The sequence below is a fragment of the Paenibacillus ihuae genome, from assembly GCF_001368795.1.
Taxonomy (GTDB): domain Bacteria; phylum Bacillota; class Bacilli; order Paenibacillales; family Paenibacillaceae; genus Paenibacillus_AQ; species Paenibacillus_AQ ihuae.
The window spans coordinates 537,123-558,875 of the sequence record NZ_LN831199.1 but is presented as its reverse complement, the minus strand read 5'-3'; the positions used below and the strand labels follow the sequence as shown (position 1 = coordinate 558,875).

Annotated in this window: 22 protein-coding genes and 1 pseudogene; 17 read left to right on the top strand and 6 right to left on the bottom strand. The window is 44.8% G+C overall.

Annotated elements, in window-relative coordinates; genetic code table 11:
- On the top strand, positions 1-607 hold a 607-nt coding region (locus AQR02_RS34740), incomplete at its 5' end, for an NAD(P)-dependent alcohol dehydrogenase (RefSeq protein ID WP_245237673.1).
- Positions 608-740: 133 nt separating this feature from the next.
- Here the strand turns inward: AQR02_RS34740 and AQR02_RS22170 are convergent.
- The 4 genes from AQR02_RS22170 to AQR02_RS22155 form a co-directional block, all read right to left on the bottom strand.
- On the bottom strand, positions 741-1,211 hold the full coding sequence (locus AQR02_RS22170; protein ID WP_054942587.1) for a pyridoxamine 5'-phosphate oxidase family protein: 471 nt from the start codon (positions 1,209-1,211) through the stop codon (positions 741-743).
- Positions 1,212-1,375: 164 nt separating this feature from the next.
- Entirely contained in the window at positions 1,376-3,079 is a 1,704-nt protein-coding gene (locus tag AQR02_RS22165; RefSeq protein WP_054942586.1) for a CPBP family glutamic-type intramembrane protease, read from the bottom strand.
- A complete protein-coding gene (locus tag AQR02_RS22160) occupies positions 3,076-3,285 on the bottom strand; it encodes a helix-turn-helix domain-containing protein (RefSeq protein ID WP_054942585.1) in 210 nt (69 codons plus the stop codon). The genes AQR02_RS22165 and AQR02_RS22160 overlap by 4 nt, the downstream gene beginning before the upstream one ends.
- Positions 3,286-3,295: 10 nt before the next feature.
- A complete protein-coding gene (locus tag AQR02_RS22155; protein ID WP_054942584.1) occupies positions 3,296-3,895 on the bottom strand; it encodes a DUF2975 domain-containing protein in 600 nt (199 codons plus the stop codon).
- A gap of 426 nt (positions 3,896-4,321) precedes the next feature.
- On the opposite strand from AQR02_RS22155, the gene AQR02_RS22150 reads away from it, so the two are divergent.
- The 14 genes from AQR02_RS22150 to AQR02_RS22085 all read left to right on the top strand — a co-directional run bounded on the left by AQR02_RS22150 (position 4,322) and on the right by AQR02_RS22085 (position 19,063).
- Entirely contained in the window at positions 4,322-5,119 is a 798-nt protein-coding gene (locus tag AQR02_RS22150) for a MerR family transcriptional regulator (protein ID WP_245237672.1), read from the top strand.
- A 92-nt stretch (positions 5,120-5,211) separates the two neighbouring features.
- A complete protein-coding gene (locus tag AQR02_RS22145; RefSeq protein ID WP_245237671.1) occupies positions 5,212-5,751 on the top strand; it encodes a GNAT family N-acetyltransferase in 540 nt (179 codons plus the stop codon).
- Between the two features lie 7 nt (positions 5,752-5,758).
- Positions 5,759-6,817 carry an alpha/beta hydrolase family protein gene (locus tag AQR02_RS22140; RefSeq protein ID WP_054942582.1) on the top strand — a complete coding sequence of 353 codons (1,059 nt, stop codon included), beginning with the start codon at positions 5,759-5,761 and terminating at the stop codon, positions 6,815-6,817.
- 185 nt (positions 6,818-7,002) lie between these two features.
- Positions 7,003-7,869 carry a hypothetical protein gene (locus AQR02_RS22135; protein WP_054942581.1) on the top strand — a complete coding sequence of 289 codons (867 nt, stop codon included), beginning with the start codon at positions 7,003-7,005 and terminating at the stop codon, positions 7,867-7,869.
- A gap of 88 nt (positions 7,870-7,957) precedes the next feature.
- Positions 7,958-8,518, top strand: a complete 561-nt coding sequence (locus AQR02_RS22130; protein WP_054942580.1) for a VanZ family protein — start codon at positions 7,958-7,960, stop codon at positions 8,516-8,518.
- Positions 8,519-8,548: 30 nt separating this feature from the next.
- Positions 8,549-9,232, top strand: a complete 684-nt coding sequence (locus AQR02_RS22125; protein WP_054942579.1) for a response regulator transcription factor — start codon at positions 8,549-8,551, stop codon at positions 9,230-9,232.
- Positions 9,222-10,334, top strand: coding sequence for a sensor histidine kinase (locus AQR02_RS22120; RefSeq protein ID WP_054942578.1), 1,113 nt, complete (start codon positions 9,222-9,224; stop codon positions 10,332-10,334). Before AQR02_RS22125 ends, AQR02_RS22120 begins: the two co-directional genes overlap by 11 nt.
- A 67-nt stretch (positions 10,335-10,401) precedes the next feature.
- Entirely contained in the window at positions 10,402-10,728 is a 327-nt protein-coding gene (locus AQR02_RS32070) for a FlxA-like family protein (protein ID WP_054942577.1), read from the top strand.
- Between the two features lie 285 nt (positions 10,729-11,013).
- The gene (locus AQR02_RS22110; protein WP_054942576.1) at positions 11,014-12,474 is read left to right on the top strand and encodes a glycoside hydrolase domain-containing protein; all 1,461 of its coding nucleotides are present in this window, start codon (positions 11,014-11,016) and stop codon (positions 12,472-12,474) included.
- Positions 12,475-12,489: 15 nt separating this feature from the next.
- A complete protein-coding gene (locus AQR02_RS22105; protein WP_054942575.1) occupies positions 12,490-13,839 on the top strand; it encodes an ABC transporter substrate-binding protein in 1,350 nt (449 codons plus the stop codon).
- A gap of 83 nt (positions 13,840-13,922) precedes the next feature.
- Complete coding sequence (locus tag AQR02_RS22100) at positions 13,923-14,804, top strand: carbohydrate ABC transporter permease (RefSeq protein WP_209444245.1); 882 nt, start codon at positions 13,923-13,925, stop codon at positions 14,802-14,804.
- Between the two features lie 2 nt (positions 14,805-14,806).
- A complete protein-coding gene (locus tag AQR02_RS22095; protein ID WP_108722081.1) occupies positions 14,807-15,640 on the top strand; it encodes a carbohydrate ABC transporter permease in 834 nt (277 codons plus the stop codon).
- Between the two features lie 72 nt (positions 15,641-15,712).
- Positions 15,713-17,452: a cache domain-containing sensor histidine kinase gene (locus AQR02_RS22090; RefSeq protein ID WP_054942573.1), complete on the top strand. Its 1,740-nt coding sequence runs from the start codon at positions 15,713-15,715 to the stop codon at positions 17,450-17,452.
- A 27-nt stretch (positions 17,453-17,479) separates the two neighbouring features.
- The gene (locus tag AQR02_RS22085; RefSeq protein WP_054942572.1) at positions 17,480-19,063 is read left to right on the top strand and encodes a response regulator; all 1,584 of its coding nucleotides are present in this window, start codon (positions 17,480-17,482) and stop codon (positions 19,061-19,063) included.
- A gap of 202 nt (positions 19,064-19,265) precedes the next feature.
- On the opposite strand, the gene AQR02_RS22080 is transcribed toward AQR02_RS22085, so the two are convergent.
- Positions 19,266-20,309, bottom strand: coding sequence for a zinc-binding alcohol dehydrogenase family protein (locus AQR02_RS22080; RefSeq protein WP_054942571.1), 1,044 nt, complete (start codon positions 20,307-20,309; stop codon positions 19,266-19,268).
- Between the two features lie 125 nt (positions 20,310-20,434).
- Between AQR02_RS22080 and AQR02_RS22075 the strand changes: the two genes are divergently transcribed.
- Positions 20,435-20,812, top strand: coding sequence for a winged helix-turn-helix transcriptional regulator (locus AQR02_RS22075; protein ID WP_054942570.1), 378 nt, complete (start codon positions 20,435-20,437; stop codon positions 20,810-20,812).
- A 124-nt stretch (positions 20,813-20,936) separates the two neighbouring features.
- Positions 20,937-21,233 (top strand): annotated as a pseudogene (locus AQR02_RS22070) (alpha/beta fold hydrolase); the annotation flags it as partial.
- Between the two features lie 124 nt (positions 21,234-21,357).
- Here the strand turns inward: AQR02_RS22070 and AQR02_RS31535 are convergent.
- Positions 21,358-21,552 (bottom strand): virulence activator alpha C-terminal domain-containing protein, encoded by a 195-nt coding sequence (locus AQR02_RS31535; RefSeq protein ID WP_280818657.1) that lies wholly within the window; start codon positions 21,550-21,552, stop codon positions 21,358-21,360.
- Positions 21,553-21,753: the final 201 nt, after the last annotated feature.

Here is a 21,753-nt window from a genome sequence, read left to right as displayed (position 1 = left end):
TGCCGAGTACAAATGTTTGCCTGAAGATGGATTGGTGGCCATCAAACCGGCCAATGTGAGCTATGAGGAGGCTGCCGCTGTTCCCATCGGGGGAATAACCGCGTTGAACTTTCTAAGGAAGGGGAATATCGCGAGCGGAATGAAGGTCCTTATTTATGGTGCCTCTGGAAGTGTGGGGACTTATGCGGTGCAGCTTGCCAAATATTACGGGGCAGATGTAACAGGGGTATGCAGTACTGCCAATCTTGAGATGGTAAGATCTATAGGAGCCGATCGGGTTATAGATTATACGAAACAGGATTTCATGGCGCTTGAAGAAAGCTATGATCTAATCTTTGATGCCGTTGGGAAAATGATATCGAAAGTCAAAGAATCGACATTCAAAAAAGCACTGCGTACGAACGGAAAATATGTGAGTGTGGCTATGTCACAAAAGCCTCGCGTTGAAGATCTTATCTTCCTACAAGAGCAACTTGCAGCCGGTAACATTAAACCAGTTATAGACAGACGCTATTCGTTGGAACAAATTCCTGATGCCCATCGTTATGTCGAACAGAAACATAAGAAGGGAAATGTCGTCATTACTGTAAGTGAAACTGCCCGTTAGTGACAGCGCGGAGAACCCCACCACAAATAACGGCCAAAAAAGGGAGTATCCTCACACTCCCTTTAAGCTAACATTGTCTATTATCAAATGCCTACTTCACATTAATCCAATAAGGTTGAACCATATAGACCCCTTAACTTACGGTCTTATGGACAAAATCAATCTCATTTCTGATCCCTTTATGGGCGTCATTCCAGAGGCCCTTTATCAGGCGAATGCGCAGCAGGCATGTGTTAGGGTCTTCATCGTTATTGGCTTCGTAATACCAATCGGCGAATATGGTGCGCAGCTTTGTCATCATCTCTGCGTTCTTCTCTTCACATACCCAGCCCAGGTTCTCACCGATACCATCGGCCGTAAAGTTCTCGACGATGATACAAACGGCGACTTCGGGGTTCTGGGCGATCTGCTGCATCTTGCCTGAGGTCGCGTAAGTGACGGTGTAGAACGCGCCGTCCTCATAATAGGCATCCACAATGCGGGCGGCGGGACGGCTTTTGCCATTGGCCCCCGGTTCCAGCGCGATAGTGGACAGAGTGATCAGGCCGTCCTTATTACCCACTTGTTCTTCCAGCAGCTTCATGGCTTCGTCGTACTTGCTCATTGAATTACCTCCTAAAGTGTCATAAGGCATATATTATTAAGCTTATCATTGTAAAATTTTGGTGCATGTGAAGAATATTACGATCTTAGCAATTGTATAAGGTACTCGAGAAGGTGCACTTCAAAAAAATGAAGCACTTAGAGTCAGGAACAGATTAGCGGAAATTATCTAAATAGAACAACCAATATCAGGTTTGTTGTTGCTGCCGTAAATAGACTTGGCAAAATGCTCCCGGTTCTCAAAACGGTCCATCCCCCGGCAATACCGATGGTCATAGCATATATAGTGAATATTACTCCCTGTGTAAAGGACATAAACATAAACATAGGGGCGCCGCAGCATAATGAAAATAGTGCCGACTGAACGAAAATGGCCCTTTTATTTCCGATTTTAGCTCTAAGTAAGTGTAATAAATATCCTCTAAAGAAGAGTTCTTCGCCGAACATAGTGACAAACCCACTGTAAAAATACATTCCCGCTAATGATGAAAAGAGATCATACTGGTTCAGCCATGCAAAGGTTGTATCTGGATGTTGCCCTTTGCTGACAAGGTGAATGAAGGATTTATAGGTGCTTGACCATGGTTCGAATACAGCAAACACAACAAGCACTACACATAAATTCATGTTCATATACTTCAGGAATTTTTTTATTGGCATTTCCTTTATAGGGATTTCGTGTACATTGTTTGATTTACATAAATAAATGAACGGCACGAGTATCCAAATAAAAGTGAGGATCGGATAACTCCCCTGTAGAAGGTATGTGGCCGAAAAGGTTGCACCTAATGCTAAAACGGACCATGTAATGTAAAGGATGCGTTTATTGTTGATTTTCGTAAATGCCATGAGCGCTAGTATAAAAAGTCCAACAATGATAACCGCAAAAGGGATCTCCAGGGCTACAGCAGAGTCGCTTTTACTCTTGTTCAAATGAAGTAACTCTGAGACCGTAATGCCTTCAACCGGAATTAATATCTTGGTGTATTTATGAAATCCCTTGTAGGTTTCAATCGTACGCTTGTCAACATTCCACTTCCAAACCTTGTTAAAATTGCCTTTAAAGGAAATATATATTTCGTTGTTTTGAGGATCAAACAGCATTGTACATTGGGTTGGATAATTGCCGGTATCTTGTTTTGTTATGCTCAACAGTTCCAGTCCGCGGTCAATATTGAAGACATTCATATACTTCGATAGATATTCACTAGCAACCTTATATCTGTCAGCCCCTATTCCTTGAATAAATTTTGCATCCGTGTTCGTATAGTCCGAGTTTTTATAGTTGGTCATGATAATAAAATCATTCTTCATCGTTATCATTTCATTCTTGTGATCGCCGCTTTCCACGATCATGGCGTTTCCGTTCTTGTCTGCAACTAATCGGTGCAAGGTCGGATAGGGATATTGAACGATTCGATTGGAGACCAAGAACTCCTTGATTATATTGGAGTCTCCTGTGCTATAAAGATAGTTATCCATCGCATCGAAATAGAACTCGCCTTTTCCCGGCCTGCTTTTACCTGAGGTTTGCGGGTATTGCATTTGCGAAGATATAAATAAACCTTTCGAATTATATTGAACCGTAGGGCTGAATTCACCGCCCGCCCCCTTGGAGCTATCCTTAAACATAATGGAAAATACCTTGATACTGCCCTTCTGGGACGGCTTTAGCATGATCTCTGCATCCGGGTAATCGAAGTTCATACCGTATAAAACAATGTCTTTGGAGTAGACAGCAAACGAGGTACAGGCATAAACCTGTCCGCTTGATAGCAATAATGTGATACTGATGAATGCAAGCATGAAGTACTTTCTCATATTGGCCACCCCGAGAAATCCGCCATTGTAATACGAATCATCCCTCATTGAATTTCGGTATACTCGAGAATATCTCCAGGCTGACAGTTGAGCTCCTTACAGATCGCTTCAAGGGTATTGAATCGGATCCCTTTAACTTTCCCGTTTTTAAGCAATGATAAGTTAACCGTTGATATGCCTACTTTATCGGCAAGTTCATTTAATGATATTTTTCTATCTGCCATAACCCGATCTAGTCTAATGATTATCGCCATTCTAGTCACCTCATACGATGGAATCGTTGTCCTGCTGCAGTTTTAACCCGTAATGAAATATTTCAGCCATTCCCATAGCGAAGATTCCACATAGGATAGGCCAAAACGGGATGGAAGCACGAATATGTAACCTTAGATGTTCTGTACCAGGTAATAGGAAGTCTTGGGTGAAAAGTTGTTTTAGGATAATTCCCAAAACGAGAATGACAGCGGAGTACAGGAAGAAAGAATAAGAAATATGTCTTAGCCTATAGACATTGTTCATGATAAACGGAGAATGATGATCTAAAAACGATTTGAAAATATTCGAAAACTGCCGCACTAAATAAAGCAAGAGAATCCACGTCGCTAGGATATTCATTCCGATGGAAACGATAGCTGGGGTTGAAAAACCCGATAGCAGTTTGCTATCCACATTAATTTGAAGTCCAGGAGTGGTAAACTCGATTACCAGGTGACCCAGGGGTAATTTGTCCATGTAATGGAGTCCTATAAAAACAGAGGCGGCAATGAACATGAAGATACCGGCTCCTAAAACAAAGTACCAAACCGCAAGGGTAACTTTAGTATAATGATTTATTTTTTTTGCAGTTTCATTCTTCTGTTTCATAACGATTCGAATCCTTTCTATGTTTAATTGTAAGTTATCTGGAAATATTATAGCACTTGAATTTATCTATTACAATATATTTTTTATGTTTTACATTAAATATATAATGTATAACAGAAAATCTCCCGTTGCAGACAGCGCGGTGAACCGTACCAAGTAACAGCGAAAAAAAGGGAGTGTGCGGACACTCCCTTTGAACCACATAGACCCCTTAATTTACCGTCTTGTTGACAAAATCAATCTCATTTCTGATCCCTTTATGGGCGTCATTTCAGAGGCCCTTTATCAGGCGAATGCGCAGGAGGCATGTGTTACGGTCTTCGAGTAATGGGGCTGTCTATTTTTTTAGTGTTGTTAGCATGACACTTGACCTTAGGTCAGACCTAAGGTGTACTGTTGAGATATATTCCAGCCTCAACTGTAGGAGTGATCGTTATAAAAAGCGAAATTACGATTAGTGAACTTGCTAAGCTGATGAACGTGTCGGTCCATCAAATCCGTTATTTTGAAGAGAAGGGTGTTCTTCAGCCTGCTTACACGGATACAAATCAGTATAGGAAGTATGGTATGGATCAAATCTACGAGTTAGCCCGTATCCTATTGCTCCGCAAATTGGAGGTACCTGTCCAGTCCATTAAAGAATGCATGATTTCCCATTCTGCAGATCAGCATCTACAGCTGCTTCATCATTCCTTGCAGAATATCGAAGCAGAGCTGCTGCGCCTCCAAGAACTTCGGCAGTTCATTCTCAAAGTGTTACAGGAGCAGCAAAGCTACAGCTTGCAGCCCGGCCAATTCCACATTAAGAAGCGTAAATCCACATTTCTTAAAAGCTTTATTCAGCTGGATTCACATACGAGGCTTAACGCGGCAGTACTTGCTGAACAGGCCGACCACATCCCGAACTTGTTTGAATCCGATATCCATTACCTGTATGACGGTTCGGATACCGTTACCTTATATCTGGAAACTGAGGCTCCGGGAGATGTTGCTTTATCTGAAGGAGAGTACCTTACCCGGCAATGTATTATTCAGGAGGAAGAGCTTGAGCATCGGATTGAACAATTTTTCGACTATGCTGCTGCACAATCTATCCCTCTTTTGGGGCCTCTGGTTGTCATTGAAAGATCATATTTATCTCTATTTAGTCCCGATATGCTGCACTATGAGCTACAGGCCTTGATCGCACCGGTTGCAAAGTCTGAAGGGGGAAATCCAACATAGGGACAGTACCAATTACGATAGAGCCTATGCATTCCCGGTACAATAAACAAGTCGGAAGATTACTGGCTCAAGCGTTCCATGGCAAATTCAACATGCTGACCAAGATGAATGAGGATGATCTGGCTCTATTTTTCGAAAAGCTGCTGGAATACATCCCAACTGAACCGTCCACTCAAAGAATGGTCGCCCTGCAACAGGGAGAGGTGATTGGGAGCATAGCGATGAAATGGAAACCGGTTGTTGACACAAAAAAGAGCAGGCAGAAGCTGCCGTCATGGAGGATGCTCAGCCAATTTGGCAGATGGAACCTGATCAAAATGCTGATCGGCCTATATGTACTAGATCATCAACCTGAGTCTGGCGAATGTTATATAGCAGACCTTGTTGTTCATTCGGACCAGAGAAGCAAGGGCGTTGGAAAGCTGCTTTTGCAATGGGCACAGCAGGTTGTGGATATGGACCCGGGTCTGGATCGCCTAAGCCTGTACGTCTCGGGCAGTAACCCGCGCGCTCAGCAGCTATATGACCAATTATCGTTCCAAACACTGTCCCGGGAGAATCGGTTTATATTGCATCTGTTATTCAACGAATCGGAGTGGGAGTATAGGGTACAGAGGAGGGAGGGATTTTAAAGAAACAATGAGGAAAAAAAAGAGCTTAATCTATGCGATGATCGTCGTACTGCTTATTGGCGGTATAGGATTATATATTTTGGAGCAAAACCGTTTTGACATGGTAGAGCAGAGGGTCGAGATCCCATCGTCCACCGGCAAACTTACGGGAACTTTGGTGCTGCCTAAGAACGCTGCAGGCAAGCTGGGATTAGTCCTCTTTATCCATGGGGATGGACCGATTAATGCAACACACGATGACGGGTACAAGCCGTTATGGGAGCGGTTAGCTAGCCTCGGCTATGCCTCCTTATCCCTGAATAAAAGAGGGATCGGCGGGTCTGAGGGAAGCTGGCTGGAACAGAGCATGGATGATCGGGCAGATGAGGCTCGTGAGGCGATTACATGGGCAAAAGGGCATCCGTTGATCGATCCGAACAGGATCGGGGTATGGGGCGCCAGTCAGGCCGGATGGGTCATTCCTAAGCTTGCCGGGAAGGAGCAGTTAGCCTTCAGTATTCTTGTATCGCCCGCCATTAACTGGATACGGCAAGGAGCCTATCATACTCGTGAGCAGATGATCAAGGACGGTTATTCGGAAAAAGACATTCAAGCCGAAGAAACGTACGACTACCGGGTACGGCAGCTCTTAGCCAAACAGGCCGAATATGACGAATATCTAAAAATGGCGCAGGGAAGCAGCGTGATGCCGGAGGACAGATGGACCTTTGTCAGTAAAAACTTCTTGTCAGACGCAACGGACGATCTTCGTCATTTTAATTCTCCAGTACTCCTGCTTTTGGGGGAAGAAGATATCCATGTTGATTGGACAGAGACTGAGCATGTGTATCGCAATAACGTAAAGCCGGAACTGCTGACGGTTGAGGTCTTCCCTGACGCAGAGCATTCGATGTTAAGCACGAAAACAGCTGATTCCGATCTTCGGGCAGTAATGATCAGTCTCTTCATGCCCAGGCAGATCACGGTGCCGGGTTACATGGACCAAATAGAACAGTTTCTCGAGAGATTCACTAGGAATGGGAGTGTGTCATTGACGGCGGAACCATCAGCACCATGCTCTTCATAATTGAAGGGTACGGTGCTTTTTTGTATAGAGTCTAGCCTTTATCAGCCACAATCAGATGCGTAATCCCCGGCTCCCCTGAAAATTTAGTAAATCTTTAAATGTTCTTTAAAAGAACTTAGAAACTGCTGATTAAACTAAGTACATCACCAAGAACACCACAAAATAAATAATTGGAGGAATGTACCATGAACAACAATCAGAATGGGAATAAACCAACGAAGAGAACAAAATGGGTGGCAGGTACAGCGGTTGTGGCAGCAATATCATTAATGGCGATGGGAACCTCAGCTCTAGCTTCATCAGATAGGAGTGTTTTCAAAAGTTTTTTTAATGGGAATACCGAAATTTCGGCGGGATCTGCGACCTTAATTAATCAGTCTAAAGTAATGGCAGGGATGAAAACAACGGTAGAAGAAAGCATTATTGCAGGAAACGGTGCGATCATTATCGTTTCTTTTGAGAACGAAGACGGCACGGTTTTCCCGCAGGATGCAGCCATTGCTGCACTTGAACTGAATTGGGCAAAGGATGCCAGTTACATGGTGGAGCAAAGAGTGACAGAGGACGGTAAGAAGATCATCGCCATGTTTGATGTCGATACACCGAGTAGTCTGAAAGGAAAGAAAGTTACGATTCAGGCGGATGCCGTAGTGAATAACATTACAGGAGCCGTTATTGCTAAGGGTCCGTTCCAGAATACTTTTACAGCACAAGAGAGCAGTACATCGTACACTATCGGAGTAGATCATACCCTCTCACAGCAACAAGAAAAGCTGTCTCTTCAAACGATAAATTTGTCCACCATTGGGATTGGCATTGAAGGTAACCGCTTAGATGGGCACAGTGATCAATTACCGGAATATAACCCTAAAATTAGCATTTCGACATCAGACGGCAAGGAAACTGAACTTTATTTAGGCTCAACAAGTACATCAGATCGGGGATTTGAATGGCACTATAATTTAAACAAAGAGGGTAAAAAGGTCTTCTTAGATGCAGCGTTGATTACAAGTATATCGATCGATGGGCTTATCATTCCGGTTGCGAAATAAGCATGTTGGATGGGCTGAACGGGACTGTTCAACAGTCCCATTTTTCTTGTCAAAGTTAAGCTAACATCTTAAATAAGGAGGAAGTAGCATGGAACAATCGATTATGTTTACGATTCAATCCACCTATATCCTCGCACCCATGTTCTTATTAGTTCTTCTGTATTTGGTTGCAGATGCCCTGTGGAAAAAAAGGAAACGTAGTGTAGCCCAATATTTAATAATAATCACGTTTAGTATTTACTTATTGTGTGTCATGCAGTTAGTGTTTTTCCCCATCGAAGTGAATATTGGCAAATATGCTAATCTGACTCCTTGGTACAAGACGATTAATTTCATTCCAATATTAACGATCGACATAAAAACTTTTATATTAAACATCATTATGTTAATGCCTTTTGGGATGTATCTGCCATTACTCCATAAAAAGTTTGAATCCTTAAAAAACGTAGCCTATTCCGGTTTCTTTCTCAGTTTATCTATTGAGGTTCTTCAGATGATGATCAGAATAATATGTGGCAACGGCAGGAGCACGGATATCAATGATCTAATTGCCAATACCGCTGGAGCAATCTTGGGGTATATAGTAATAAACGGACTATTAAAGAGAAGCAATGGGAATCATATATTGCATAAGTTAAGATTAGGGTGACATAGAGCCCGGGTTTTGAGGGGAGAAACTATGAGTACAGAGATAGTTATTGTAGATGATGATAAAGAGATTGCCGAGTTAATTGGAGTGTATCTGCGCAATGAAGGCTATCAAATCTATACAGTGCACGATGGAGTTGAAGCCCTTCAATTTATGGAGCGTCACTCTGTTGATCTCGTGATATTAGATGTTATGATGCCCAAAATGAATGGACTGGATGTCTGCAGAGAAATTCGAAAAGAGCATGAAATTCCAGTCCTGATGCTAAGTGCAAAAACGGAGGATATGGATAAAATCGTTGGTTTAATGACTGGTGCTGATGATTATTTGATCAAGCCCTTTAATCCGTTGGAATTAACAGCCAGAGTAAAGGCATTGTTACGCAGAGCTAATTATCAGCCAACAGTTAAAGATCCGGATAGTATCTATATCCACTCCCTAAAAATTGATAAACAAAGCCACACGGTTCATGCTCAGGGGCAAGAAATAAGGTTGACCGCGATTGAATTTGATATTTTGTATTTGCTGGCCAAAAACCGCGGAAGAGTGTTCGGATCAGAGGAGATTTTTGAAAAGGTATGGAATGAAATCGGTACTGGATCTAATAAGACCGTTATGGTTCATATCAGTAACCTAAGAGATAAAATTTCTGCAGCAACAGGAGAAGCGGTTATTCAAACGGTTTGGGGAGTTGGTTATAAAATTGAAAAATAATACGTTATTTATTATTAAAACCATTCCGGTTTGGAAAGCAATTCTCTATGTCCTGCTATCCCTAATAGCATCGGCGGTAACAGCAGCTATTTTATTTTCCTCAATATATTATTTTCAGAAACAGTTTGGTTCGGTAGCCTTCATAGTGAATCTCCTTTCTCCTCTCTGGGCCATACTTGTTCCTTTGATTATTGGGTTGATTTTCTTACGATACCTGTTGTTGTTCTATCAAGTTGAAAAAAAGCGCTATGTTTCAATTGAATTTAATCATATGATACGTGAAGTTGAGCTTATTGCTAACGGTAATTTTAATTATAAAGTTGAAGAGCGAGCAGAAGCCGGTTTAAATGAGCTTGCTACTCATATTAATAATGTAGTCATTCAAGCCCGGAAGGCCATTGAGGAAGAGCGGAGATCCGAACAGATAAAAAATGATTTGGTGACCAATGTTGCCCATGACCTTAGATCACCGCTAACCTCTATCATCGGATACTTGAATCTTATCAATGAAGATGAATACAGGGACGAAGTCGAGCTTCGGGCTTATATACAGATTGTGAATGCTAAGGCCGAACGATTACATCATTTAATTAATGATTTGTTTGAATATACCTATGTCCAAAACAAAGAAACGCTGGTAAGCGATCAATCCATAAATATTGAAGAAATGATAAATCAGTTAGTTGTACAGCATAGGATTCAAATTCAAGCAGCAAACATGCAAATGAGGACATTCATAAAGAGTGATAATCCTGTCATTGTAGGAGATGGGAATAAAATAGCCAGGGTGTTTGAGAACCTTATTCAAAACGCCATGAGATACGGAAAAGAAGGGAAATATATTGATCTTATCGTAAGAGACTCGAAACAAACCGTTGAAGTTGAAGTGAAGAATTATGGGAAATCAATACCAAGTGTCGATCTTCCCTATATTTTTGAGAGATTTTATAGAGTAGAAAAGTCACGTTCAGAATATACGGGCGGATCAGGCTTGGGACTTGCTATTGCTAAAAGTATCGTCACATTGCATGGAGGGGGAATTGAGGCGAAAAGTGCGATGGGGACAACCTCTTTTGTCGTGACATTATTGAAAAAACCATAAAACCACAATTTGCCGCTTCAGCCATCACGGTGAACTGTATCATAAGTAGGGCAAGTTTTGATTTACCTTGAAGGGATTTTTACGAAACGGAGGGACAGATCATGGCGGCACACAGAGCGATGTCAGTTCCCTGGAGAAGCAGCGAAACCTGCTGATGATGAAGCTGGACAAGGTGAATGCGGCGCAGGGTAGCGAGATGCAGACTCCTTATCGCCGGGAGCAGCTGCAGCGGCAAATCCGGCTGCTGGAGGCCCAACTGGTGCAGAAAAGCGGGAGCAGCACTCCGGTCAATTTTGTACCGGCTTTTCCGTACCTTCTTGCTTTAAGAGGCGGCAGTGTATCGATTCTAATGTACCTAAACGACCAGACCACCCCGTGGAAGCCGTTCATTTGATTGGCGATATAAAGCACAGGAATCAGCGTAATCCCTTAATTGCGGGTCATTTGTAAAAAGCAGAGTAACCTCCCAACTTCCGCCCCTTACGCGTTGCTCATCCCCATCATCATCCCGCCTGAAGAGGCCGCCATATCGAAATCCTTCTCGGACATATTGATCCTCAGTCTTTTCATTAAATTAGGAAAACAAAAAATATTGAACATATGACAAAGAAGTTAGAATTTAAAGCGCTTTCAACTTCTTCTATAATCAAGTTATGATAAAAGAAAGGGGTTACAAACAATGACTAACTTGTTTTACAAGCCGGATGGGGCTTGGGTGGGAGACCTTATCCCCTTCTATAAAGACGGGAGCTTTCGTTTGTTCTATCTCCATGATTGGAGGGAGAACAAGAAAATTCACGGAGAAGGCACCTCATGGTTCGAGCTTCGTACAAGCGATTTCGTGCACTACGAAGAAAAAGGCGAAATGCTGAAGCACGGAAGTGCGAGCGAGCAGGACCTGAACTGCTATACCGGCTCGATCCTCGAAGCGGAAGGTGAATACCATCTGTTCTATACCGGTCTCAATCCGAATCCGGAATTCGTCGAGGACGGAGTGCCGCTCCAATGTGTCATGCATGCTGTGAGCACGGATATGGAATCGTGGCGGAAAATCCCTGAAGATACCTTCTATTCGGACGGTATTCATTACGAAAGACATGACTGGCGCGATCCCTTCGTGTTCTGGAACGATGAGGCGGGGGAGTACTGGATGCTTCTCGCCGCAAGGAACAAAGAAGGTCCTTCCCGGCGCCGGGGGAGCATCGGACTCTGCGCTTCAAGGGATCTCAAGAAATGGGAGATCCGCAAGCCTTTCTGGGATCCCCAAATGTACGTTACGCACGAATGTCCGGACTTGTTCCGGATCGGGGAATGGTGGTATCTGGTTTACTCCACGTTCTCAGACCGGTTCGTCACCCATTACCGCATGAGCAAATCTTTGAGCGGACCTTGGACGGCGCCGAGAAACGACGCGTTTGACGCCAGAGCGTTCTATGCCGCAAAAACATGGAGTGACGGAAACAAGCGGTACGCTTTCGGCTGGGATCCCAGCAAGGACAACGAGGACGATTATGGAGATTGGCAATGGGCCGGAAACTTGGTCGTACACGAAGTCGTTCAAGAACCGGATGGAACGTTAACGGTTCGCATACCGGAGACCGTTTCCCGGCATTTTGCAAAAAAGCAGGCAGCTGAGTGGGGTTCGCGGATCGGGAATTGGAAGGAGTCAGAGGGACACATAACTGCGGAGGCTAACGAAACATTTGCCTGCATATCAGCCGGCTCCATGCCCGAAACTTGCAAAATTTCGGCTCGGCTGTCCTTCGCTACAGGAACCCGAAGCTGCGGCATCATGCTTCGCGCAAGCGGGGAGCTCGACGAAGCTTATTACATTCGCCTTGAACCAATTCATAACCGCCTGGTGTTTGACATGTGGCCCCGCAGGGTGAAGGGCGAGGCGCAATGGCACATCGACGGAGATCGTCCGCATGCGGTAGAGCTGGAAGTGCCGATAGATTTACAAGCCGATACGGTTTACGATATCAAGATTGTTGTAGAAAATTCCGTTTGCGTCGTATACTTGGCCGATCAGGTCGCCATGACTACGCGCTTGTATAATTTAAAAGCGGGCAGCTGGGGTTGCTTTGTCCAGGAGGGCCGGGCGAATTTCGAACAGGCGTTTATTTCGGTTCCCAACTAACAGGAGGTCATTTACATGAAATATTATGTCAAAAGATTGGCCTTGGCGTTATCGCTTGTTGTTCTGGTGGCATTGGTGAGCGCATGCGGAGGCGGCAACAACAATAACGGCGCTGCAGGAAACGGATCGGCAACTCCGGCGAAGGTAGACAAGAAAACCTACAAATGGTTCGTAGCCCGCGGCGTGGACAGCCCTCCGGCGGTTACCGTAAAAGAAATTGCAGACGAGTTCTCCAAAACGCATCCGGATTTCGAACTAGTTCTGGAAGGCACCGGTGATCGCCCGTCCTATTTGCAGAAGCTGCGGACCTTGATTGCGAGCAACGAGATGCCCGCTATGTTCGATACCGATCCTGATGCCTATGCTTCCAAGCTGGTGCAGCAGGGAAAGCTGGTAGATATGAAAAAACTGCTGCAGGAGCTTGGGAAATACGATGAATTCCGTCCGGTAGCCTTGCAATACCAACAGTTCGCAGATGGTAGCATGTACACTTTCCCGCTCGAATACGGGATTGAGGTATTCTGGTACAACATCAAGATGTTTAAGAATCTCGGCCTTGAGCCGCCGAAGACGTTCGATGAGTTCATGCAGGTTGCCGAGAAGCTGAAGCAGGGCGGGATTACGCCGATTGCCGTCGACGGTAAGGACAAATGGCCGGTGCTTCGGTACCTGGCGTACAAGCCTTTCCGCATGACAGGCAATGATTTCATCGAGAATGTGAAGCAGGGTAAAGCCTCCTTCAAGGACCCGGCCGGCATGGCAGGCATTAATTTCGTACACGAACTGGGTACCAAAGGGTATTTCCAGCAAGGATTCACGGCAACGGATTACACGGCAGCACGCGACCTGTTCCTGGCCGGCAAAGCCGGCATCTATTACATGGGCTCGTGGGAAACTATGAATTTCGCAAACGATAAACTGAGCGCGGAAATGAAGGATAACATCGGATTCTTCCGGCTTCCCATGATGGAAGGCGCCAAGACGGCAGACAATGATTATTTCATTAACTCGGGCATCGGCGTTGCATTTAACCAGGATACCTTCGATGATACGATGAAGGAATTCGTCAAGTTCCTTCTGGAGAAATACCCGGAGGCCTATACGAAAAAAGGCCAGTTCTCGCCTTTCAAGTATTCGCTTGATCAGACGCAGGGGATGCCGGAAATTTTCTATAAGATTCAAGAGGAAATCGCGAAATCGGGAAGCGTCTTCGCGGTCCCGTGGGATACGCGCCTCGACCCGGCCACGAACGAGCTGCTTGGCAACGAGCTGAATGCTTTGGCTCTCGGGGCCCATACTCCGGATGATTTTGCGGAGCTCATGGATCAAGCCATTAAAGAAAACGCGCCGAAATATTTCAAATAGCCGCATTGAACAAACGGCCAGCCGGAATCCGGTTGGCCAGCTATGCAAGCCAAATAATACTAAAATGGGGAATGAGCAAGGGTATGGATAAAATCCTACGCAATCACAAAGCCGCTCTCGTCTTCCTGTTGCCTGCATTACTGGTGTATTTGCTCACCGTTCTGGCGCCCATCCTTTGGTCGATGTACTTTAGCTTCTTCTCCTGGGACGGGGTATCCGATATGGTCTACATCGGCTTTGATAATTATGCCAAGATGTTCGGAGGCGACAAAACGTTCTGGAAGGCATTCAGCAACAACCTGACCTATGTTTTGATCATTGTGGTCATGCAGGTGTTTCTCGGTTTGCTGGTGGCCATCTTGCTGACCAGTATCACCAAAGGCAGGGAATTGTTCAAAACGCTGTATTTCGCTCCTGCTATTATCACGTCGGTAGCCATCGCGCAGCTGTTCCAAAATGTGTATTCGTTCGATCCGGTCGGAATGTTGAACTATGTGCTGCAGCAGATCGGCCTCGGAGACTGGAGCAGGCCTTGGCTTTCCGACTTGAAGTGGGCGCTGGCTGCCGTATCGGTACCCGAAGGCTGGCGTTTTATCGGTCTTTATATGATTATCCTGTATAGTGCGCTAATTTCCATTCCTTCAGATATTGAGGAAGCTGCCAGAATTGACGGAGCTTCTTCCTGGAATCTGTTTCGTTCAATTAAAATGCCGCTGATTAAGCCTGTACTTATGGTTTCTATCATTATGGCTACTACGGGCGCGCTAAAAGGGTTCGACATCCCGTATCTCATGACGAACGGGGGACCCGGCCGTGTAACGGAATTGTTGCCGACTTATATGTACAAAACTGCATTCTCCAGTCTGGACTTCGGTTATGGAAGCGCGATGGCCGTATTTATCGTCATTGAAAGCCTCATCGCAGTCGCCTTTATCAGACGGATGATGGACAGTAAGGAGACCTGAAGATGAAATTTACCGGCTATTCCAAAGCGATTGTTGTGAGTATTTCATTTGCTCTTCTTGTCATTCAAGTTTATCCGATTGTCTGGGTGTTCATCTCCAGCTTTAAGGCGCCCACCGATTTTGCCGGCAACAACCCGCTTAGCCTCCCCAGCCGATTCTCATTCGAAAATTACCTGAGCGTGTGGCATAAAGGAAATCTGGGGACTTATTTTTCCAACAGTCTGATCGTCGCCATGACGACCATCGTGCTGGTGATCTTGTTCAGCGCCATGGCCGCTTTCGTTATTGAGAAGATGTCGTTTAAATGGAGCCAAAGCGTGCTGTTCTTATTTCTGTGCGGAATCATGATCCCGATCCAAGTTGTGCTTATCCCGCTGTTCATTCTTTATAACAAACTGGGGATTATCAATACGCTCACCTCTCTGATTTTGCCCCAGGTAGGTTTTGCTCTACCTATTTCGATCTATCTTTTCGTGAGCTTCTACAAATACATCTCGAACGAGATTATGGAGGCGGCTGTCATGGACGGCTGCGGTGTCTACCAGGTGTTCTGGCGGATGATCTTCCCTCTGTCCCGGAATACGATTGTCACGGTTGTCGTCATGAATCTGATTTTTGTCTGGAATGAGTTTATCTTCGCGAATACGTTTATTCACGACCTGAAATCCCGGACCATTCCGGTGGGCTTAATGGATTACATCGGCCAGTACGGTTTAACGGATTGGGGAGCAACCTTTGCCGCTATCAGCATCACGACGATCCCGACCATGCTGGTTTACTTCAGCTTCAACAAGAGCGTTATTTCCGGCATGACCGCAGGAGCGACTAAAGGTTAATCTCCCATATACCTTGGGCTAAGGTATACTGAAGATACCAGGTTCTACACTCTTCTCAGTCAGAGGGATTCCATGAAAATAAACCGGCTGTTCCTATCGATTAGCATCCGCAGCAAGATCATCATTTTGTCCATCATCTGCTCTCTGCTGCCGCTTGTCCTTATCGCCTCCTTAACCTTTGTCTATTTGAGCAGGGTGATTGAGAACAAGATGTCTGATACCACCTCCAATTTGCTGGGCTCCATCAATTGGAATATCCAAACTTTCGTGAATGACGTTGAAGCGATTTCGAAACTGATGTTGTCTTCCCGTGATGTTCAGTCCTTCCTTTCCTATGACAAGCCTGATTTCAAGGAAATCTATGACCTTCAAAATGCCACTCGCAGTTTGATCGTCAATATTTCCAACAATAAATCATATATACGTTACGTTTTCGTAGGCAGCGAACAAAGGGAACTGATGGTCACGAATCAATGGGACAGATTCAGTTACGACAATATCTATCAGGCGGTCTCCCGGTCGAAATGGTATAAGCAGGTGAGCGCCATGGGCGGCCGGGGATTATGGCTGAACAGCGATGAAGTCCGGCTTGTCAAGGACAGTCCGAACCTGCTGTTGTACGGTAAGCAATTAAATAATCTCGATACGCTTGAACCGATCGGGATGTTGATCATTTCGATCGATAGACGAGTCTTTGATGAAATGTTCAAGAACATTTCCAACAGGGAAAAAGGGGATTTGATGATCCTGGAGCAAAACAAAATCATCTATTCAAATTCCCGCAACACCGATTTTAAAAAGATTCCGCAAAAAGAATTGAATCAGCTTAATGATTTGCCTGAACAAGGCAACCGCATCGCAACGATGGGCGGAGAACGGTATGTCATCACCTTCGCAACCAATCCGGGAACCCGGTGGAAAGTGGTCAGCATGATCCCCTATTCGAGCATCAATTCGGAAATCATCCTGATCCGCAATGTTACGCTCTCATTGACGCTGATGGCTTTCCTGCTCGCCGCCTATGGCTCTTTTCTGATCTCAAACCGGATCACCAAGCAATTGACTTTGCTCTCTTCCGTCGCCAGAAAAGTGGCAAAACGGGATGAAATCGAAGGCATCCTCTTTGAAGAGGAAGACGAAATCGGCAAAATCGGCAATCAGTTCTTGCGGACCTTCCGTACCAATACCGAATTATCGGACAAATTGATCGAAGCCAAGCTGAAGGAGAAGGAAGCGGAGCTGCATGCGCTGCAGAGTCAAATCAACCCTCATTTCCTATACAATACGCTGAATTCCATATATCTGATGGCGGAACGAATCGGTGCCAAAAACATTTCCAAAATGGTCATGTCTCTTTCGAATATTTTTAAATTAAGCTTGAACAACGGGGACTACATTACAACTGTCGGCAATGAAATCGACCAAGTAAGAAATTATTTGGAGATTCAGAATATCCGCTATCGAGGGAAATTCGAAGTGACAATCGACCTCGAACCTGGAATCGAGCACATCCGCATGCTGAAGCTTCTTATTCAGCCGTTGGTAGAAAATGCGATTTTTCATGGAATCGAGTTGAAAGAGGATAAAGGGAACATTGCTATTCGGGGCCGAAGAGAAGGGGCAACGCTTGTATTCGAAGTTGAGGATGACGGAGTGGGTTTTGATCCTGCTGTTATGCAGCCGAGGGGATATGCCTTAAGGAACATACAGGAAAGGATCCAATTGCATTACGGCCAAGAGCGTGGGATCTGCATAGACAGCGTTCCGGGTGCCGGAACCAAAGTTACCCTTGAGATCGGTATAATGGATTGAGGTCGGGCTATGAAGGGGGGACATGTCTTGTATAAACTTTTTATAGCGGATGACGAACAGCTCGTGGTGGAAACGTTGTCGGCCATGATCGATTGGGACGCATCTGGGGTACAGATCGTGGGGACAGCAAACAACGGCAAACAAGCGCTGGAACGGATTCTTCAGTCGGATCCTGACATTGTCCTGACAGATATTCGGATGCCCGGCCTGAACGGGCTTGATCTGATCCGTGCCCTGAAGGAGAACGGCCGCAAAGCAGAATGCATCATCGTGAGCGGATATTCCGAGTTTGAATATGCCAAAGAAGCCATTGAGCTGGAGGCAGTGGATTATCTGATCAAACCGACAGAGCTCGAGGAAGTGGCCAAGACCGTCTCTAGGGCGATCGAGCGTCTGGAGCGTAAAGCGGATCAAACAGGGAATCGCCCTGAGCTTCGAATTGCAAAAGCATTAGATTCAGCGGTGTTTACGGATCTAATCGTCCATGGGAAACGTCCAACATTCGATCAAACGCCATTCGAAGGTTATGACCAGTTTGCAGCGATCCTGATCGGAAGCTCGGCGACGCTTTGGCTCGAACGAATGAAGAACAAGGGTGTTACGGATGCTCTCCTGAGCTTTTTGGCGAATCGCGGAATCGTCGTGGAGCTTTTCTACGAGCAGCAGAAGGTCATCTTATTATGCATGGCGAACCTGGAGGAGTACGCGCCATTAACGGAAATTCTGATGGCTGCAGCCGTAACATTTTCGAATGACAGTTCATTGGACGATATTTCATTGTCGTTTGGAATCGGTCCGGTTGTAACCAATATCATGCATGCGCACATCTCTTTTTTGGCTGCCGACAAGGCATGTCAAATGGGTTTGTTCTTCGGCGTTCCGGTAATGAACGTGAATAGCTGGCCGGAGATTACCCGCGTTTCTGAAAGAGTAGTCTCCGAGTGGTCTAATCAAATACAATCCTTTATCCGTTACGAACAAAAAGAGTTCGAAGAGATGCTTGAATGTTGGACGGAATGGGGGACAAAGCAATTAATCGCTCCCGTTACCCTGAAGAAGACAGGCGCACTGTGGGCAAACCGGTTGCACGATCTGATCGGGCAGGACTATGGAATCAAGATTGAGAGAGTGATCGGAGACCGCATGCGGCTGATTGAAGAGATACATGAAGCGCCGGATTGGGCATCTTTAAAGAAAATATGCATGGATTTGGCGCAGAGTATACAATTTTATTTGAACGTAACGAAGACTACCCTGAAAGAAAAGGTGGTTTATGAAATCAAAGCTTATCTTGAATCCCATTATCATGAGAATATCCAGCTTGATCAATTGGCAGAGCGGTTTGATCTCAACGCTTCCTATGTAAGTAACTTATATTCTAAATCAACTGGGCAAACGATTCTGGAATATGTCACTTTGCTGCGCATCGTAAAAGCGAAAAAGATGCTGAGGGAAAGCAGCTTCAAAATCTCTAAAATATCCTCTTATGTCGGATACGATAACCAGCGGTATTTCTGCCAAGTGTTCAAGAAGCATGTAGGCGTTAGTCCCGGCCAGTATAGAGAAGAGCATATGATAAAAAGCGAAGGAGATCATTCTCCAATTGGATAATCCAACGAATTGCATGGGCGTAGGAGGCAAGTAGAGCCTGCTGCGAGATCTCAAAGACTCGTAGTTCAATAAGAATAAAAAGGGATTTAGTTACCCGCCTGTATCATACCTTTGTACACAATAAGGCCCCCTATTGGCAAGGGGCCTTATTCTAGTCTATGCCATTACCGCTTTTTGGGACCGAACGAGCCTTCTTCGTATATTAGAAGTTTTCTAATACAATTTTTCCAATGGATCGTCCAGTTTCCAACTTCTCATGTGCCAAACGTAGGTTTGCTGCATTAATGGGTTCTAGTCGTTCATTTAGTGTAGTTTTTAATTTGCCATCATCGATTAAGTCCGCCAGGCGATTCAGCAATTCGTGTTGTTTAATCATATCTCTGGTATGAAACAAGGACCGTGTAAACATGAACTCCCATACAAACGTTACACTTTTAGAAAACAGCAAGTCCATTTTCAAATTTCCTGCCCAGGTAGCCTTATCTGTAGGAACAATACAGCAAATTTTACCTTGGGGGGTAATGGCGTCCGCCATATTCGATAGATGCTGTACAGTTTCATTCAAGCAGAAGATATAATCTACGGTATCTATACCGAATTCCTTGAGCTGAGGTAGAAAAGGGTTATTGTGGTTTATTATAAAATCCGCACCTAGACGTTTGACCCACTGAGTTGACTCTGGACGCGAAGCAGTAGCGATGACAGTCAAACCTGCTAATTTGGCAAGCTGAATGGCAATCGATCCCACTCCTCCAGCTGCACCGATAATAAGTATACTTTTGTTTACATGTGCGTTTATGCTAATTCCTAAACGATCAAATAGGCCCTCCCATGCAGTTATCGAGGTAAGCGGTAATGCGGCTGCGGCTGCGAAATCCAAACTTCTGGGCATATTTCCGACAATTCGTTCATCAACCAAGTGAAATTCACTATTACTGCCTGGTCGAGACACACTTCCTGCATAATAGATCTTATCCCCAGGTTTAAACAATTGACAGTCAGGACCGACTTGTTCTACGATTCCGGCAGCATCCCAACCAAGAATCTTCGGTGATTCGGCTTCGTAATTATGATTTTCGCGAACGCCTACGTCTGCAGGGTTGACAGAGATTGCTTTTACATTTACCAGCAAATCGCGGCCTGTAGGTTCCGGTTTATCCAAATGCAGATCAATAAGGCTTTCCGGATTGGATATTGGGAGGTATCGGTATGCGCCGACTGCTTTTATCTTTTGGTGAGTATTCATGATATCCATCCTCTCAAATAGGAAATGTTGTACAGTTGCATTGTAAATCAATTCGATTGCTTTAAGTAAGTACGCATATTTTTATGATATAGTATTAAAAATCAAACCGTTGGGGGGATAAGCTGATGGGAGACCGAAGAAACAAATATGGAGTGAATCCGGATATGCAAGCATGTCCGGTTGAAACAACACTGGATATAATTGGTGGAAAATGGAAGGGGATCATTCTCTATCAGCTCATGGAAGGAACGAAAAGATTCAATGAATTTAGGCGCCTCAACCCGGGAATTACACAGTTTATGCTCACACTGCAGTTAAGAGAGCTTGAACGGGATGGCATTATTCATCGAGAAATATACAAAGAGGTTCCGCCAAAAGTAGAATACTCCCTTACTGATTTCGGAAGGACTCTGGAACCGGTCATTGTGTCTATGAAAGCATGGGGGGAGTCTTATAAAGTGCGGATTAATGAAAATCGAACGATACAAGGGGCGGAGAGTTAAAGGCAAGTTAGGTAAATTCAGGCGGTGGGTACAAGGCCACTAAATATACAATGCACGTGGAGACAGAGAAAATCATAAAAATGCGACCGAAAGACGGCCTTAGAGTAATGGGGCTGTCTTCGTAGCGTTCCGCTTATACAATCGCGATATTGCGGCTTTTGCATCGCCGAAAGGCACACTTGATTGCATCTCCGCATTCAGTTATACCGATTTCCGTGAGGACCTTGAGAAATTTAAATTGCCAACGCTTATTCTCCATGGTGACGCCGATGCGATCGTTCCTGTCGAGATCAGTGGCCAAAAAGCGCATGAGCGGATCGCAGGCAGCCAGTTAGTCGTAATTGATGGCGGCCCCCACGGATTCAATGCTACCCACGCTAAGGGATTTAACCATGAATTACTGCAATTCTTGAACGGCTGATTGTGAGGGGGAACTACGCTTCGTATAGAAAAAGCAAAAGGGTCCGAGCTACAGATGCTCGAACCCTTTTGCTTTTAGCTTTTATTTTGAAAACGTAGTGTATGAGGAGCTTCCCATAGATACTCTATTTTTTACAATAGGAAATATAATTCTCCAGCCATTGTATCGTTACAGTTTCCCGTAAAATTGCACCATCTAATACAAGATAATCACCCAAATGTTCACTTTCAAGCGGAGGTATACTTTCATAACGTCCCATATTATTGCGTAAATGTTTCAGCCTGTCTTGATGCTGATGCAGATGATGCTCTAAGAGAATTTAAATCGAAGCGCTTTCTTTGCCACCAAATTGTAAACAGGGTTTCGGCATGAACGTTGTTGACAACATTTAAAAGCATGCGAATTCAGCATGTGCTCATGCGATTCCAGGCGGCTGAAGTCAGGATATCATACGTCAAGCCATTCGGTATCCCGGGGTGTATGACGCTCAAGACGGTTGACATCCATTTAATGCCTACGT

Coding starts and splice junctions, on each gene's coding strand:
- AQR02_RS22105 (WP_054942575.1), top strand. CDS start 12,490: ATGAAATATTATGTCAAAAGATTGGCCTTGGCGTTATCGCTTGTTGTT.
- AQR02_RS22160 (WP_054942585.1), bottom strand. CDS start 3,285: ATGGCGATAATCATTAGACTAGATCGGGTTATGGCAGATAGAAAAATA.
- AQR02_RS22110 (WP_054942576.1), top strand. CDS start 11,014: ATGACTAACTTGTTTTACAAGCCGGATGGGGCTTGGGTGGGAGACCTT.
- AQR02_RS22080 (WP_054942571.1), bottom strand. CDS start 20,309: ATGAATACTCACCAAAAGATAAAAGCAGTCGGCGCATACCGATACCTC.
- AQR02_RS22130 (WP_054942580.1), top strand. CDS start 7,958: ATGGAACAATCGATTATGTTTACGATTCAATCCACCTATATCCTCGCA.
- AQR02_RS22165 (WP_054942586.1), bottom strand. CDS start 3,079: ATGAGGGATGATTCGTATTACAATGGCGGATTTCTCGGGGTGGCCAAT.
- AQR02_RS22170 (WP_054942587.1), bottom strand. CDS start 1,211: ATGAGCAAGTACGACGAAGCCATGAAGCTGCTGGAAGAACAAGTGGGT.
- AQR02_RS22145 (WP_245237671.1), top strand. CDS start 5,212: ATGCTGACCAAGATGAATGAGGATGATCTGGCTCTATTTTTCGAAAAG.
- AQR02_RS22090 (WP_054942573.1), top strand. CDS start 15,713: ATGAAAATAAACCGGCTGTTCCTATCGATTAGCATCCGCAGCAAGATC.
- AQR02_RS22135 (WP_054942581.1), top strand. CDS start 7,003: ATGAACAACAATCAGAATGGGAATAAACCAACGAAGAGAACAAAATGG.
- AQR02_RS22125 (WP_054942579.1), top strand. CDS start 8,549: ATGAGTACAGAGATAGTTATTGTAGATGATGATAAAGAGATTGCCGAG.
- AQR02_RS22095 (WP_108722081.1), top strand. CDS start 14,807: ATGAAATTTACCGGCTATTCCAAAGCGATTGTTGTGAGTATTTCATTT.
- AQR02_RS22140 (WP_054942582.1), top strand. CDS start 5,759: ATGAGGAAAAAAAAGAGCTTAATCTATGCGATGATCGTCGTACTGCTT.
- AQR02_RS22100 (WP_209444245.1), top strand. CDS start 13,923: ATGGATAAAATCCTACGCAATCACAAAGCCGCTCTCGTCTTCCTGTTG.
- AQR02_RS22155 (WP_054942584.1), bottom strand. CDS start 3,895: ATGAAACAGAAGAATGAAACTGCAAAAAAAATAAATCATTATACTAAA.
- AQR02_RS22075 (WP_054942570.1), top strand. CDS start 20,435: ATGGGAGACCGAAGAAACAAATATGGAGTGAATCCGGATATGCAAGCA.